The sequence below is a fragment of the Halomonas sp. ALS9 genome, assembly GCF_001651035.1.
Lineage (GTDB): Bacteria > Pseudomonadota > Gammaproteobacteria > Pseudomonadales > Halomonadaceae > Vreelandella.
Genome location: NZ_LXRG01000032.1, coordinates 17,232 through 32,801, shown reverse-complemented (window position 1 = coordinate 32,801; position 15,570 = coordinate 17,232). Strand labels below are relative to the sequence as shown.

General features: G+C 49.0%; 16 protein-coding genes and 1 pseudogene. 12 read left to right on the top strand and 5 right to left on the bottom strand.

From position 1 onward, the window contains the following. Positions 1-12: 12 nt before the first annotated feature. The 6 genes and pseudogenes from A6R74_RS01245 to A6R74_RS01225 all read left to right on the top strand — a co-directional run. Positions 13-939, top strand: a complete 927-nt coding sequence (locus A6R74_RS01245) for a hypothetical protein (RefSeq protein WP_064232550.1) — start codon at positions 13-15, stop codon at positions 937-939. Further along, positions 936-1,772, top strand: coding sequence for a diiron oxygenase (locus A6R74_RS01240; RefSeq protein ID WP_064232549.1), 837 nt, complete (start codon positions 936-938; stop codon positions 1,770-1,772). Before A6R74_RS01245 ends, A6R74_RS01240 begins: the two co-directional genes overlap by 4 nt. Then, entirely contained in the window at positions 1,769-2,800 is a 1,032-nt protein-coding gene (locus A6R74_RS22095) for a fatty acid desaturase (protein WP_082906545.1), read from the top strand. Before A6R74_RS01240 ends, A6R74_RS22095 begins: the two co-directional genes overlap by 4 nt. A gap of 14 nt (positions 2,801-2,814) precedes the next feature. Continuing rightward, positions 2,815-4,038, top strand: a complete 1,224-nt coding sequence (locus tag A6R74_RS01235; RefSeq protein WP_064232548.1) for an aminotransferase class III-fold pyridoxal phosphate-dependent enzyme — start codon at positions 2,815-2,817, stop codon at positions 4,036-4,038. Between the two features lie 57 nt (positions 4,039-4,095). Further along, the gene (locus A6R74_RS01230; protein ID WP_064232547.1) at positions 4,096-4,740 is read left to right on the top strand and encodes a LysE family translocator; all 645 of its coding nucleotides are present in this window, start codon (positions 4,096-4,098) and stop codon (positions 4,738-4,740) included. Positions 4,741-5,067: 327 nt separating this feature from the next. Beyond that, positions 5,068-5,378: pseudogene (locus A6R74_RS01225) on the top strand (transposase); the annotation flags it as partial. Here the strand turns inward: A6R74_RS01225 and A6R74_RS01220 are convergent. Continuing rightward, a complete protein-coding gene (locus A6R74_RS01220) occupies positions 5,379-5,666 on the bottom strand; it encodes a hypothetical protein (protein WP_240488134.1) in 288 nt (95 codons plus the stop codon). Between the two features lie 99 nt (positions 5,667-5,765). On the opposite strand from A6R74_RS01220, the gene A6R74_RS01215 reads away from it, so the two are divergent. The 4 genes from A6R74_RS01215 (at position 5,766) to A6R74_RS22875 (ending at position 9,263) form a co-directional block, all read left to right on the top strand. After that, positions 5,766-6,674 (top strand): LysR family transcriptional regulator, encoded by a 909-nt coding sequence (locus tag A6R74_RS01215; RefSeq protein ID WP_240488133.1) that lies wholly within the window; start codon positions 5,766-5,768, stop codon positions 6,672-6,674. 82 nt (positions 6,675-6,756) lie between these two features. Beyond that, entirely contained in the window at positions 6,757-7,719 is a 963-nt protein-coding gene (locus A6R74_RS01210; protein ID WP_064232544.1) for an Rpn family recombination-promoting nuclease/putative transposase, read from the top strand. Between the two features lie 362 nt (positions 7,720-8,081). After that, entirely contained in the window at positions 8,082-8,912 is an 831-nt protein-coding gene (locus tag A6R74_RS01205) for a type IV toxin-antitoxin system AbiEi family antitoxin domain-containing protein (RefSeq protein ID WP_082906543.1), read from the top strand. Positions 8,913-9,065: 153 nt separating this feature from the next. Further along, positions 9,066-9,263, top strand: coding sequence for a hypothetical protein (locus A6R74_RS22875; RefSeq protein ID WP_064232543.1), 198 nt, complete (start codon positions 9,066-9,068; stop codon positions 9,261-9,263). A gap of 209 nt (positions 9,264-9,472) precedes the next feature. Here the strand turns inward: A6R74_RS22875 and A6R74_RS01195 are convergent, their stop codons facing one another. After that, entirely contained in the window at positions 9,473-10,312 is an 840-nt protein-coding gene (locus tag A6R74_RS01195; RefSeq protein ID WP_064232542.1) for an SDR family oxidoreductase, read from the bottom strand. A gap of 108 nt (positions 10,313-10,420) precedes the next feature. Between A6R74_RS01195 and A6R74_RS01190 the strand changes: the two genes are divergently transcribed. Next, complete coding sequence (locus A6R74_RS01190) at positions 10,421-11,305, top strand: LysR family transcriptional regulator (RefSeq protein WP_064232541.1); 885 nt, start codon at positions 10,421-10,423, stop codon at positions 11,303-11,305. Positions 11,306-11,445: 140 nt separating this feature from the next. Here A6R74_RS01190 and A6R74_RS01185 read toward each other — a convergent pair whose 3' ends face one another. Continuing rightward, positions 11,446-12,063 (bottom strand): TetR/AcrR family transcriptional regulator, encoded by a 618-nt coding sequence (locus tag A6R74_RS01185; RefSeq protein ID WP_064232540.1) that lies wholly within the window; start codon positions 12,061-12,063, stop codon positions 11,446-11,448. Positions 12,064-12,238: 175 nt separating this feature from the next. Here A6R74_RS01185 and A6R74_RS01180 point away from each other — a divergent pair, with 175 nt between their 5' ends. Further along, positions 12,239-13,459 (top strand): MFS transporter, encoded by a 1,221-nt coding sequence (locus tag A6R74_RS01180; protein ID WP_205634125.1) that lies wholly within the window; start codon positions 12,239-12,241, stop codon positions 13,457-13,459. A gap of 317 nt (positions 13,460-13,776) precedes the next feature. On the opposite strand, the gene A6R74_RS01175 is transcribed toward A6R74_RS01180, so the two are convergent. Further along, positions 13,777-15,108 (bottom strand): type II toxin-antitoxin system HipA family toxin, encoded by a 1,332-nt coding sequence (locus A6R74_RS01175; protein ID WP_240488132.1) that lies wholly within the window; start codon positions 15,106-15,108, stop codon positions 13,777-13,779. Further along, complete coding sequence (locus A6R74_RS01170; RefSeq protein ID WP_064232538.1) at positions 15,095-15,427, bottom strand: helix-turn-helix transcriptional regulator; 333 nt, start codon at positions 15,425-15,427, stop codon at positions 15,095-15,097. Before A6R74_RS01170 ends, A6R74_RS01175 begins: the two co-directional genes overlap by 14 nt. Positions 15,428-15,570: the final 143 nt, after the last annotated feature.

The window sequence follows — 15,570 nt, the reverse complement described above, 5'->3', positions numbered from 1 at the left end:
AGGATATGTTTTATGAATGATAGGGTAAATGAAATTTTGGAGAAAAGAAAGAAGTTTCCTAATAACCCAGGGATGAAAATTAATTTGTACTATGACTATGAGTACATCTCACTCGCTTCGTCATTGAGAAAAAATTCTATAGAAAATATAGAGTCAGTAATGGTAGGGGACTCATATTTTATGACACACATGGGTCTGCCATCCACAAGATTGAATAAAGAATTGACTAATGAAGCGATTAATATTTTGCCATCCTTGATAAAGGAAGTCAGAGTTGCAATTGATAGTAATGAAATAGAAAACGTCTCTCCTCCACTTCTAATGGCCGACATACCTGATGGTATAAGTAGTAGTGAGCTATTGAAGATCGTAAATGAATATTTGAAAAATGGCGCTGATATCATAAAGATAGAGGCGGAAACGATATCCGATTTATGGCCTTTGAAGGAAATTGATATATCTCCAAAATATTGGGCCGTCCATATAGGATATACCCCGCAGAAAAACGATAATAGAGTATACGGGGGGTCTGTTGAGGAAATAAAAGAACTAGAAAATGTTTTAGATGTGGCAGCCAATCTTGGAGCAAGGTTTGTAATTCTTGAAAGGCTGACAGAGATAGCAAATAGTGTGTTGACAGAGATTGCAGTTAAAAAAAATGTAGTACCGTACTCAATATTTTCTGGAAGGGCCTTTTTAGGGGGGCAGTCCCTGAATATATGGGACGCTGTTGTAAAGGCAGAGAAGGAATCTATTTTCTTTCCCCCTACAGCGACAATAGACCGCTCAGACGTTAAAGATAAATACAATAATCTTCTGATTGAAGACTGTATTACTAAATTAATCGGCTTATGTAAAGCAAATGTCTTCCCTCCTTCTCCCAGAAATCCTGTTTCTGTTGATGAATTTCTCTCCATAATTAAGGAGTACTCATTGTGAGTAAGCTTGATAAAGTAACGGATAATTGGGCAAACAATGCCTCCGTACGCAGCTGGTTTCCATGTTTTGAGGAAGATCCTTGTTTATACGATTATCCTTTGTCCTCACTTCCTGAGTTTGAAGTAGATGATAATGAGGGGTATGAAAGAGAAAAGCGCTCTATAGCTACTGGGCTTTGGATCCACTATAACTGGAGGACAATCCAGGCTGAAGAACAGATTGCGGTACCCGCTATTAGTATATTATGTGATTTTCCGTATATCAGGAAAGAAGTAAAAGAGGGCCTTCTGCAAACGTCAGTAGATGAAAAGTTCCATACTTATTGTCACACTTTAGCTGTGAATGAAGCTAAAGAAAGATATAATAAAGAAATTGACAGCATACCTTCAGTTACTGTTCGAGAAATGAAGGAAAAGTTATCAGGAGAAACAGAGGAATGGAAACGAAATATTGTGACGGTAGCTTATGCTGCTGTTGCAGAGGTGAGTATAAACGCTTTTCTTGAAGTTCTCTCAAGGTCATTAGAAATTAGGGTCTGCAATAGAACTCTTGTTGACAAGCATAATAAAGATGAAGCTGTGCACTCTTTGATATTTATTGAAGCAGTTAGAGACCTCATAAGATACGGAAGTGATGATGAGCGTGTGTTCCTAAAAGAATCAATAATGGCAGCAAAGGATAGTTTTTTGAAGCACGACTTTGGTATGTATGAGAGTGTTTTTAGCAAGCATGACTTGTCTGTAAGCTTTTCCAAAAGTTCAGACTCAATGAGCAGAAATATGAAAGGAGTTAATCGCCTTTTGAAGACGCTGGATGATGAGGTGACCGCATGAAATACTTAGTCGCGATTTGGCTAATTTGTCGAATATCTGAATCTCTTAGATATCGAGACCATAAACTAGTATACGAGATGATACAGGCTAGAAAACGCCCCAATTGTGTGAGAGATAGTGACTATTGGTTTGAGTTAGCATCCTTTTTAGCTGTTTGGTCTGAAATACTAATTCTAATAACTTTATATAATAATTTTGATTATTACGTTGTAGGAGCCGTTGTCGCTATTTTTGTAGGAGGACGGTTTCGGGCATTGCAAGAAATTGGCCATACTGCTATTCATATGGGCTTCGGAAGAAATAAATACATACAATATAAAATGGCAGATGTGTTAGGGAATTATTTGATTTTTAAGTCTGACTCGAATAGAAGGTTCATAAGTCACTGTGTGGAGCACCACCCTAATGCAAATACAGATAGTGACCCTAATGTTCCGCGGTTGAGAAGTGTGGGCCTTTCACATGGAATATCAATGAGAAAATTCTTACATATTGTATTTCACTCTTTTTCCTTTAAGGGGATAATTGAAACAGCTTCTATAATGTGGAGCGCATTCTTTGGTGGAGGAAAAATACAGGCCGCCGAAAGACTTATTGTTAACATTCTTGTTGTCTCTCTTGTATATTATTTAGGTGGAGTGGGAGGGGTTTTTATTTATACTATTTCTTTGGTGTTTATATACCCACTGTTTTCATGGTGGTCTTTGCTGGCCGAGCATAGATGGTTTATTGATTACGATGCAGGGAATAGCAAATCTGTTCACGATTCTGTAGTAACTCAGAGAACTCTATATGCTCCTGTGGCAGGTTATTTTGTTCGAATGTTAGTTAGTCCGCTAACAGATTCGTATCACCTTCTCCATCACAAATATCCGAGACTGCATTGGAAATATAGCAAAATTGCAGATAGAAGCCTAAGTGAAGTTGATGGTACGTATTCATCCAACTATAGCTATGGATTATTTTATAGTGGCTCTCGACAGCGTTCTGCCATTGGAGACTTGTATAATAGGCTTGTACAGAAATAGGGGGGGATGTAGATATGGAGTCGTTAGTTAACTCATATGGTTCGCAGTTCAATATAACCGTGGCCCACGCTAAAGATGAGTATTTTATTGATTCAAATGGGTGTAAGTATTTTGATATGTTCTCGTCTGCGGGAGTGTCAAACTTTGGGCATAATAATGATTTTATGAAAAGTCGAATAATGGAGTATATCAATGATAATGGTGCTGTCCATTCGTTGGATTTTTATACACAAGCAAAATTAGAATTCATTGAAAAGTTCGAATCTTATATCCTACCTCGAGAGATCAGAGGGAAGTATAGGTACTATTTCTCTCCTCCTTCGGGAACTCTGGCAATAGAGGCAGCAATTAAATATGCAAGAAAATATACTGGTAGAAGGGAGGTTGCATGTTTTACTAACTCCTTTCATGGGCTAAGCTATAACTCTTTATCTATTACTGGGAATAGATACAAAAGAAATGGCTCCTACGTTGACTTGCAATCAGTAATGCGCCTTCCATATGAGGGGTATTATGATGATGTTGCGAATGAAAAATATATAAATATTTATAATAAGATTATTAATGACTGCAGTGGCGGGTATTCTATCCCGGCTGCTCTTGTGTTAGAAACGATACAGGCCGAAGGAGGTATGAACTGTTGTTCTTCGTCATGGTATAACGATGTTATTGGAATGTGTGAAGAGTTGGGAGTGGTCTCAATCGTCGACGATATACAAGTAGGTTGCGGTAGAGCAGGAGGGTTCTTTAGTTTTTCCAATTTATCAGATAAATATCCAGATGTTATTTGTTTGGCTAAAAGCCTTTCAGGGTTTGGCATACCAATGTCTCTTGTTTTGGTAAAAAAAGAACTAGATGTTTTGGATCCTGGAGAGAACAGTGGAACCTTCCGTGGGAACACACTAGCAGTTAAGTCAGCATGCTTTATGCTGGATCTCTTTTCATCAAAAGAATTTAAAGAAATAAAGAATAATAATGAAAATGTTATGAGTGATTTTTCTGATTGTTTACGTTCCGAAGGGCTTGCAGTGACGGGGAGAGGTATGATATGCGGAGTTCATATGGCCGATAGGGAATCGTCAGACGCCGTGCGAAATTTCCTATTCAGGAAAAAAATTCTTGTTGAGGCATGTGGAGGAGATCCTCGCGTCATAAAGGTCATGCCTCCTTTGAACTCGAATACAGATCACCTAGAGAGCTGTTTGCTTGAGGTAAAAAGAGAAATTGTTGGAATGTAACCAGTCCATCAATAATTCATTATATGTAACGAGGTTGTTTTCTATTTGGAGATGAAGATGGATGGTAGTGTAATAGCTGCATTTTCAGTTGTTTCAGCCATGTCTATAGCCAGTCCGGGGCCTGCAATTGTTCTGGCAATAAAGAATGGTATAACTAGCAACTATGTGTGCGCATCGTTTGGTATATTGGGAAATGCACTAGCTCTACTGATTCTTTCCTCCGCATCTATAATGGGACTGAGCGCCATTTTGGCAAGTTCATCTATGTTGTTTTCTGTAACAAAGGTGGCCGGAGCAATCTATTTGATCTATCTAGGGGGACGGTATTTATTGCAGAATAGAGGAAAAAGTAAGGCTGGTAAGGCTTTCTCAGAATATGAAGAGAATCTAGAGAGGTCATATTGGGAATATTTTCGGGAGGCTTTTCTGCTGGCTATAATTAACCCTAAGCCTATACTTTTTTTTGGAGCATTATTCCCACAGTTTATAAATTTTGATCAGCCTGTGTTTCCTCAGTTTACTGTGTTGACTGGGATTTTTATATGCATATCAATTGCTACGCTGCATATGTATTCTGGGCTGGCTCGGAAGGCAAAAAAGATATTGGCTAAGCCAAAAGCTTTAGAGTGGATGGAAAGGACGACAGGAATTGTGTTAATTGGATTTGGTTTTGCACTGCTTGCATTGCCTTCTTCTCAGTGAAGTGTATGAGGTGAGAAAAAATGTTTGCTAATGTTTTAGTTCTACTCACTTGAGGTGGCGTGTTTTTGTGCCTAAACATTTCTGATCCCGCCCATTAATAGTGGACACCTCTAGAATGTAATACGCTACGATGAGGTGGCCATGGTAAGATCAACGATATCGATGAAGAAAAATCCTATACCCGTTACTCCGATGCCTACCGTCAAGATGCGTTAGCACTCGCTGATCGCATAAATGTTGCCGCAGCAGCTCGTGAAACTCGACGTCACCCCCTTCTTGAGTAGCGCTACACTTTAGAGTCCGATCCTATGCGTAAGGAGATTGGACATGAAGAAGCGTTTCAGTGAAGAACAGATCATTGGCTTCCTGGGCGAAGCAGAAGCGGGGCTGCCCATCAAGGAGCTATGCCGTCGGCACGGTTTCTCAGAAGCTAGTTATTATCTATGGCGCAGCAAGTTTGGCGGCATGAGCGTGCCCGATGCCAAGCGACCCAAAGAGCTCGAAGCCGAAAATGGACGCTTGAAAAAGCTGCTCGCTGAGTCGCTACTGGAGATGGAGGTCACTCGCGAGGCGCTGAGAAAAAAGTGGTGAGCGCCCCTGCACGCCGAGACGTAGTGCGCTTTATGGTGTCACGTGGACTAGTGTGGTGCACTTGCAGGCACCACGATGGCGAAGGGCGCTCGCGCTAACCCTTGATAAAGTAGCCAGGCCCCAAGAGCGGAGCCGATGCCCGTCAGCGCGCCCCATATCCATACGGTTGGCTCCCAGTGAGAAAAGAGCAGAGCGCCTGCAAAACCGACAAGCGCGCCGCCCAGGTGGGTGTAACACGTAATATTGAGCGGCGGGTAAAAACGGGCGAGCACGCCATTGATAAAGTGTGTACTGCCGAGCAGCACCATGGCGCTTAGGGCAAGGGCGATAGACATGCGGGCTCCTGGTCTTGATGATAAGAGAGGGGCCAGCATAGAAGCCGCTAACCTGCGGCTAGAAACTCGATTAGGTCATGGTCGCCATGAGGAGTTGTGATGATCAGAGGGGCGGATATCTCTATTGCCCAACTTCGCGCGCTGCTTGCCGTGGCGGAAGCGCAGTCTTATACCCGCGCGGCGGAGCGCCTTGGCGTTAGCCAGTCGGGGGTGAGTCATTCCATGCAGGCACTGGAGCAGCTGGCAGGTGGCCCGCTGATCATAAAAAGCCCAGAAGGGCTGGTGCCCACTCTGCTGGGAGAGTTAGTACTTACTAGCGCCAGAAAGGTGGTAGGTGAGCTACAGGTATTAAGCCAGCAGGTAGGGCAGTTTCATAACGAGGCGGATGAAGCGCTGAAGATAGGCGTTATTCCTAGTGCTTTATCTGGCTGGTTATCGCCTCTGCTTGCGAGCTTTGCGAACCGCTACCCGGATGCCATCAGCCTGGTTCTGGAAGGCATGGAGGAAGAGATAAAGGAGTGGGTGGAAAGCGGCGTGGTCAATATGGGGATCACAACCGATGTCTCCCAGCTGAATCTCACTTACTGGCGTGAGCACTTTGATTGGCAGCTATTAAAGAAGGATGAGATTGTTGCTGTATTGCCCGCAAGCCATCCCCTCAGCAAACAAGCCAGCGTGACGGTGGCGGAACTGGCTGAGCACCCGCTTATTATGTCGTCAGGCGGTTGTGAAGCGCTTATCCAGCAGATATTTGCCCACTCGTTGGAAGAGGTCGATACCTTCCAGGTGGATTTCTGGGTACGCGATACGCGAACGCTATTGCAGATGGTCGCTGGCGATGTCGGTGTGAGCTTGGTGCCTACCTTGGCGTTAAGCAATAAGCCAACGGCTAACGTGGTGACGCTGCCGTTATCTCCTCGACGTGACCGGAACTTGATTGCCTTTTGGCCTAAACGACAGGCGCTTAATCCGGTTGGTCAGCAATTACTAAGTGAGTGCAAAGCGTAACGGACTCTTAATCATATCTTGTAGATGTATTACGGGAAGATGAGCATGGTAATCTGTCTCGTAACGATTGGCAGAGGTCTCCATGGTCAATAACCATCACGATACCGGATACAAAGAGCTATTCAGCTATCCTGAGTTTGTTCAGCAACTTATCGAAGGCTTTGCGCCTGCTGAGATTGCCCAGTTAATGGATTTTTCTACCTTGAAAAGCCATAGAGGCAACTACATTACGCCGCTGTTCGAAGAAAAAATTGAGGACGTGGTGTGGTCAGTCAACATCAATTGGCAGGGTGTAACTCAAGAGGTGTACCTGTACATCTTGTTGGAGTTTCAGTCTTCGGTTGACCGCACCATGCCGGTTCGGCTGTTGCACTACGCCGCTTGCTTCTACAGTGAGTTATTCAAGCAGAAGGTCATCACGCCCAGCCAGGGCTTGCCGCCGGTGTTTCCGGTGGTGCTGTATAACGGCTCGGAGCGTTGGACGGCATCGTTAGACCTCTATGACATGATCACCCCGGAACCGCCGGGTCTCCTACAGGTCTACCAGCCACGGATGCGTTATTATTTGGTCGATGAAGGGCGCTATACTGATGAACAGTTAGGCTTGGTACAGTCGCCGCTAAGCGGGGTGTTCAGTATTGAGAAGGCCTCCACAAACCGCCAGGGGCTGCAGCAAGCCGTTGATCGGATTGTGGCGATTATTCAGGCCGATCCCGATAAAGAACGTATCGACAAGATTATTACCCGCTGGCTTAAACGCCACTTGCAGCGGCTCGGGGCTGAGGTCGACCTCAATCAGCTCAACAGTTTGGTGGAGGATAAAGACATGTTGGCAGAAAATTTGGAAAATTGGGCACAGCAAGAGCGTCAAGTGGGCATTCAAGAAGGCGAAAAGCTAGGTATTGAGAAAGGCGAGAAGCTGGGTGTTGAGAAAACAGCCCGTAATCTGCTCAAGCTGAAGGTGCTTAGTGACGAGCAGATTGCTGAAGCGACAGGCCTGACGCTGGATGAAGTGGCTAAGCTGCGCATTGAAGGTAAGCGCTGATCTGCTTTTACTCCCGTATTCCCGATTCGCACATAGAATGAAAGGGCAGTCCGAGTGGCTGCCCTTTCTGTTTTTGGGCGCTGATGATGGCAGACATTTCCCATGCCATGAAAGAACTTGATGCAATGGTTCATATTCAGTAGTGAACAGCTGTTTGACGTGAATCATTAATGCGCGCTTCAAACAAGCTGGTGTGGCCGGAACCTGATTGCCTTTTGGCCTAAACGGCAGCCTCTTAATCCCTTGGGTAAGCAACTCTTGGGGGCGAGTTCAGGATATAGCCAATAGGCTCACCCATAGTGATCATAAAAGCTTTTTGGTAAACCTTGAATTCACTGGACAAGGTTTTTGAAAGCCGTATTATGTTCACTATAAGTGAACAAAAAACATCAAAATTAAACCACTTGCTAGCCAGCCTGGGAGACTCTGATTTAGTCTCCAGCCGCTGGCTGCAGGCGCATGGCTATTCGAGAAGCCTTGTGGCGCGCTATGTCGCCAGCGGTTGGCTGGTGTCTCCGGCGCGTGGTGTCTATCTGAGAAAGGGCGGGCGGCTGCAGTGGCAGGGCGTAGTGCGAAGCCTACAAGAGCGGGAGAGCTTGGCGTTATATGTTGGCGGGCGCTTCGCGTTGGCAATGCAAGGGTATGAACACTACCTGCGGCTCGGCGAAGCTGCCACGATAACGCTTTACGGGTCTACTCGACCGTCTGGTTGGCTTAGCCAGTTGGCTATGCCTGATCGATTTGAGTTCTGCGGCAAGCCTCCCTTTGACTGCCCGTTGCCGGATTTCACTGCGGATACGCAGAAGGATCAGCTACTTGAGCAGGGCCTTAAGCGGCAAGAGGTGCTTTCTGGGGCGGGAACCATCGTTTGTTCTACACCAGAGCGCGCGATACTGGAACTTTGCGATGGCCCCGCCAGCGCGGTGCTGGCCTACGAAGCCGATACGCTTATGCAGAGTTTGGCAACACTGAGCCCAAGGCGCGTGACGGGGTTGTTACGCCACTGCAATAGCATCAAAGCGAAGCGATTATTTCTTGCCTTGGCGGATCGGTACCAGCATGCATGGTTCAAACGAATATCGCTAGATGGGGTGGATCTCGGCAGCGGTAAACGCGTTCTGATGCCCGGTGGTCGTTTACACCCGACTTATCAGATCACGCTACCGAGGGACTTGGATGAGCACTTGGGATAAACGCTACACCGATCGTGTACAACTGCTGGTAGATATTCTCCCGATACTGTCACTGGAGCCACGTTTTGCATTGAAGGGCGGAACGGCGATTAACCTGTTCTAGTACGGCCTCCCTCGATTCGGGAACGGCTATTGGTACGTCTTGGTGGGTGGATGGACGAGCCTTCGCGAGAGTTTCTGCTTTCCGTTGAAGATGAGCAGCCGGACTTTGATCTGATTGGGCTGTCTCAGGCTCGCAACCTGCCGGGTGTTAAACGCAAGTTGCAGAATTTGGCTCGGCGTTCTGAGGATAAGCGCCGGGCAGATAGGCTTCATTTAGAGCAAGTGTTGACGCGGCTTTGGCCTAAGTAATTACATTGAGAGTCTTTATTTTAATAGTATTAATACTGCGCTCTCAGTCGCTGATCCACCCGCTAGTTGACTCATCGCTTATCTCCGCAAGATTCATATACTCAACCGAACGCCCCCTATGTGAGCCGAATACGAATCTTATTCAGCTCATCATCTGAGCCGAAAGGGCGCCGTAATCGGCTCATTGGTATCTTTTGGGCTTGGACAGGTTATTCGATGAACGCGTCGCTATCGGCCGCCAGTGTTAACTGCTTGTTTGCCTCAAGTTCGCTCATCCGCTGCATGAGCGCATTATGAATGGAGTGGTAGGCCGTGCTGCCTAATGCCAGGCGCAGCGGGGGAGTGGGCATATCAGCTGTTTCGATGATGAGGTTAACGGTTTTTGCCGCATCGCCTTTGATAGTGAAAGCGCCAGAGGCTAATCCACGACGAAGCTCGCCCGCTGGCGTCTCTTCATATAGGGGCATCGGCTGTGTGCGATCCAGTGCATCCGCAAACTGGGTGGCAGTGGGGCCGGGTTCGGCAATAATGAAATCGATACCCCAGGGCGCTACTTCCTGAGCGACCGACTCGACAAACCCCTCGATACCCCATTTGCTGGCGTGGTAAAGGCTAAAGCAGGGGTAGGCGATCTGGCCGCCCTCCGACGACACCTGCACGATACGCCCACCACCTTGCTCGCGCAGGTGGGGTAGCGCCGCCCGAATCAATTGAATCGAACCGGTGAGATTGGTCGCGATCTGTCGTTCAATCTGTTCGTCTGTGGCTTCTTCGGCGGCGCCGAACACGCCGTAGCCTGCGTTGCTGACTACCACATCGATGCGGCCGAAAGCGGCAAAGGCGTGCGCTACGCCCTGTCTCATTGCCTGCGTATCGGTCACGTCGAAGTTCACCACGTAAAGGCGCTCTCCGTGCTGGGCCAGCAGGTCATCCAGCGCACCGTGACGGCGTAGCGTAGCCACCACGCGGTCGCCGCGTTCTAGCAGGCGTTCGGTGAGCAGGCGGCCAAGGCCGGTAGAGGTGCCTGTAATTAGCCAGGTGTTAGCCATGCTTTATCTCCTGTGGGTTGATTGGGCGTTGCAGGAGATACGTTAGGCCAGTAATACTGTTAACTGAATACTCAACAATTGAGATGAAGTAGTGAAAGCTATTCACCAATGAGCAAACCAACGTTAACTGATCTTAATGCCTTTAAAGCGGTGGCCGAACATCGCAGCTTTCGCCGTGCGGCGGACTTGATGGGCGTCAGCCGTTCGTCGCTGAGCCATACTCTGCGAACCCTTGAGCGCCGACTCGGCACGCGTCTTTTACACCGCACCACGCGCAGTGTCTCGTTGACCGAAAGTGGTGAGCGGTTACTTCAGCGTTTGGGGCCGCTACTGGGCGAGCTGGATAGCATTCTGGAAGAGGCCTCGAGACTGGAAGGCAAGATAACCGGCAGATTACGCATTAACGGTAGCGAAGGGGCAATTCGCCTGTTGCTGCAGCGTGTTGTGCCGCGATTTCTAACGCTTTACGACGGCGTTGAGCTTGATCTGGTGGCGGAGGGGCGGTTGGTCGATATTGTTGAGCAGGGTTTCGATGCGGGGGTGAGGCTAAGAGAAGCCGTCCCCAAAGATATGATCGCTATTCCCGTCGGGGATGAAATGCGCTTCCTCGCCGTTGCCTCTCCTGATTATTTAAATGGTAAACCGATCCCCGAAACACCTGACCAACTCGCCATGCATCAATGCATAAAGCAGCGCTTGCCCAGCGGGAAACGTTACCGCTGGGAATTCCACCAGCATGGTCAGGATGTGTCGGTTGACGTACCCGGCGTTATGACAATGGATAGCAGCCAGTTAATGGTAGAGGCGGCAGCGGATGGGTTGGGTATTGCCTATGTGCCGGAACCCTATGCTCACGCGTTCATTCGCGAGGGGAGGCTAGTGACGGTGCTTGAGGATTGGTGCTCCCATATACCCGGCCTATATCTTTACTATCCTAACAACCGGCATGTACCGCCCAGCCTGCGGGCCTTTATTGATCTGTTGCGGGAGTGACGCGCGTTCCTGCGTCGTGAATCAATCAGCTACTTCTCACCATTCTCAGTATCATCGCCGAATGGCGGCGATGATCGAATAGCGGCTGGGTGTCTTGGGGAATTGCTAAAGGGCGGGAGACGTTTTATTTGAGAAAATCCCTACCGCTCATTGCTTGCGGCGTCCCACAATTTCATGAGCTCGGTAATAGATGCATTGAAGACCGATATCTTGACGCCGTCTCTCGCTGATATCGACACACCCAGCAGAAAACTACTGAATGCCGTCCCCATGGCCTGAGCATCGGCTTTCTCGGCGAGCTCGCCCATAGCAATGCCACGCTCAACGCATCGTACAAACCCGGCATGAGTACGCGCACGTGAAACGGCCAACGGCTTTGTGACATGCGCATGCTCATGTTTTGGCGCACTCATGGTTCCTAAGGCCACCATGCAGCCTTTTGGGTGTCCCGATTCGCACTGCATTTTCGTCGAACGACGTAGCGTAAGTTCGACCGCTTCTCTGGGAGCTATTTCATCGTCCCATAGGGCGTCTGTCACGCGGGCATAGCTCTCCAGGTAGCATTGAACAGCCTCTTTGAACAAGGCTTCCTTGGATCCGAAAGCCGCATAAAAGCTTGGTGCAGAGATGCCGCCGCCGATCTGAGTTTTGAGCTGGCTTAGCGACGTTGTCTCATAACCCTGTTCCCAGAAAAGGTGCATCGCTTGCTCGATGGCTTGCTGCCGATCAAACGCTCTGGGACGCCCCATCTGTGCCATTTATTACTCCATTACGTCACTAAATACATGTGACTTATATACTACTCGATACAAAACTTATTGACAATAATCTGTCTGGCGTCGCATATTTATACCGATCGATACATATGTTTCGCGCAATGCTCTGGGTGCCTGCTGCCCAGCGCTAAACTTTATCTTCGAAAGGGTATTTTTTGTGGACTACTCATCTATTCAGGCGGAATCGGCTGCGACCGATAAGCTTCCCATGTCCGCACTGTTGGCCTTGGCCATGACGGGCTTTATTTGCATCGTGACAGAAACGCTGCCTGCGGGCTTGTTACCTCAAATCAGTGAAGGTCTCGGGATCAGCCAAGCGTTGGCAGGTCAAATGGTGACGGCGTATGCGCTGGGGTCGTTGTTAGCGGCGATTCCGTTGACGATTGCTACGCGTGGTTGGCGGCGACGTAACGTCTTGCTACTCACCATTATCGGGTTCTTCGTTTTTAACTCGGTCACGGCGCTATCCAGTACCTATGGCCTAACGTTAGTTGCCCGCTTCTTTGCGGGTGTTGCCGCCGGGTTGGCTTGGAGTCTTCTCGCTGGTTATGCGAGACGTATGGTTGCTCCGCATCAACAAGGGCGTGCAATGGCCGTAGCGATGGTCGGAATCCCCATTGCGTTATCGCTAGGGGTGCCTCTTGGAACTTACATGGGGTCGGTCGCAGGCTGGCGTACCGCTTTCTGGGTCATGTCCGCTTTGACGCTTATGTTGATTGTATGGGTCATTGCCAAGGTTCCAGACTATCCCGGACAGTCCGCCAGCGAGGGTATGCCATTGCGAAAAGTCTTTACCACCCCTGGCGTGCGGCCAGTGCTTGCCGTGGTCTTAACGTGGATGTTGGCCCACAATATTCTCTACACCTATATTGCGCCGTTTGTGGGGGCGGCGGGACTCGGCGAACGGATTGATCTGGTGCTATTAACCTTTGGTGCAGCGTCGCTTGTCGGTATCTGGATTGCGGGAAAACTCGTGGACAGACATTTGCGGGTCACGGTACTCGCAAGCCTTGCCGCCTTCGCGATAACCGCCTTCATCTTTGGTTTGAATACTCAAAATCCTGTTGTCGTCTACACCGGCGTTGCGGTTTGGGGCGTCACCTTCGGCGGTGCTGCCACACTGCTGCAAACCGCGTTGGCCGATACTGCTGGAAGTGGCGCCGATGTGGCGCTTTCCATGAATGTGGTGACATGGAACGCTGCGATTGCTGGCGGTGGAGTAGCTGGCGGTATGCTTCTTAATTCATGGGGTGTCGGTGCTTTCCCCTGGGCTCTGGTGGTCTTGCTTGGCGCCGCCTTTATCATCGCTTGCGCGGCTAGTTCACATGCTTTCAAACCGGGCCGCCGAAATGGAGAAACCCAGGTTGTTGGGCATTGAATCTGGGTTGCTGGAGTTTCGCCATCTTCGATGCTCTGGCCATCGTTGAAGCGGCAGGCTTGGCGCTAGATGAAGTGGCGACGCTACGCATTGAAGGTAAGCGCTGACACTGATTTCATTTCCGTATTCCCGCTTCACGCATGAAACGAAAGGGCAGTCTAAGTGACTGCCCTCTCTATTCTAAGAATCCACCTCACTGGCCTATGAGCCGAATAAAAATCTTAATCGGCTCATAATATGATTTGAATAGATAGGCAATCGGCTCATCTGTATTTCGGAACAGCGCAACTGGTTGCCTTTTTAACCGAGCAACTTTTTTAACAGAGCAACTGTGCCCGCGCAGACTCAAAGCCTTCACGTAGCGCGCTATGTTCGGCCCCCAGGCCTTCAATGCAATAGCTGTTCAAAAACTGCCGACCGACAAAGAGCTTCCGGTCGGTCTCGGTTAGCTTGGCTTCCTCGCAGAGCTCCTTCCATTCACTGGCAATCGTTGCGAGTTGGTTATCGATGATGCTCTTGGCTTCTTTTTCATTGAGCAAGAAATCAGGCGCGGCCATGAGACAGCTATGCAGCGTACTCATACGGTTTTCACCCTTGATCAGCATTGCCTGTGTCGCCTCGTTGCCGGTTCTCCCTTGTGGGCAGATATCATAGGCAGGGGTCAAGGTAAGCATCTCGCCGTCCCAGAATGCGGCATGGTTGCGAGCATGGTCGTCCGTATTGCCGCATAGGATATTAAAAACGATCCGTCCGTACAGCTCTTTCAGCGTTTCCTTTGGCTTGGTGAAGCGGTGACGGATGATCTCGGCAAGATCTTCATAAGACGCATAGCGCGCCATCATTTCGTCAAGGCCAAGCATCGTCAGAGTCGACACCATTGCTCTGCGCTGCCAGCCGGCCTCTGATTTGAGGCGGTCAAAGCGTTCTATGAGCAGCACGTCTTTGCCAGCCGCCGAGATCATCGAGACAGGGGCAACATTGAGGTTACACAAAGCCGCGAGCTTCATGGCGATAAATTCCGCCTTCACGACGCTGTAAATGTCCGTGCTTGAAGAGAACTTGGCGATTGTTTTGTGCTTGCCGTTATCGATCAGGGCTTTGGGGCGGGCGCCGCCGATCGATGTGCCGTGGTTCAACGCCTGATCGAGCGCGGGTGTCAGTGGGGCGCCTTGCTCGATCCGTTCGGCCGCTTCCAGCAATTCCTCATAGGACGCTTCTGCCTTGAGGCGGGGAACGTATTCCGTGGCGGAATGCTGAAAATCGAGTGCACCGATTCGATCCGATCCCGACTCAAGCAAGTAGGTGAGTTCGTTAATATCGCTGGTTTCGGTCTCGGTTGCCTTGGCACCCATCAGACGGTTGATGATAACCCTGCGGCCCCAAGCATCTGGCGAGCCATCACGAAGGCAACTGGCCATTGCCAAGCCAGCGGCCGGTTCGATCAGGCCGCGGCGGAGCGGAAGCTCTGAGTCATAGATGGGTATCGCGGCATCACGCTCCAAATAGCTGGCGCCATAGTTGAAGCCATAGTTGAAGCCATAGTTGTTCCCGTTCTGTGTGATGCGGCCGGCCACGACGGGGTGCGTTTCTCCAGGCAGCCAAATCCAGACATAGGCCTCTTTGTGGTCAGTAAGCTTAGAAATCATCATCGACCTCCTGCTTACTATGGCGGACGCTCTTAGGTAGCAGCGTTAGTTTTTCTTCTAGATGGGCGTTGTTCATCGCGAGTGTCCGTTTGTCAACATCGAACAAACGGACGCCGACGAGTGCGGCAACCTCGAAGACGGTGCCGATCTCAGAACCGGCTTCGCCATTTTCGATATTGCGGAGGGTTCTTCGGGTGATGCCTGCGCGTTCCGACAGTTCGGTAGCCGTAAGTTTGCGCTCCAAACGGCCAGCCTTGATCAGCTTGCCGAGGATCGAGAGCGCCTGTTTTGTGACGCGAGAGTAGCTGCGTGCCCGTTTCATTGCCGCACCATTTTTTGAGTACTTTAAGACCCTTAAGGATCTCTGTGAGCTTTTAACTGCTCATTATGAGCGAGCTTTGGTAATGTGCCAAGCTGATAAATCATTTATAAACCTTAAAGAACCCATAGGGCACTTTAAATGCT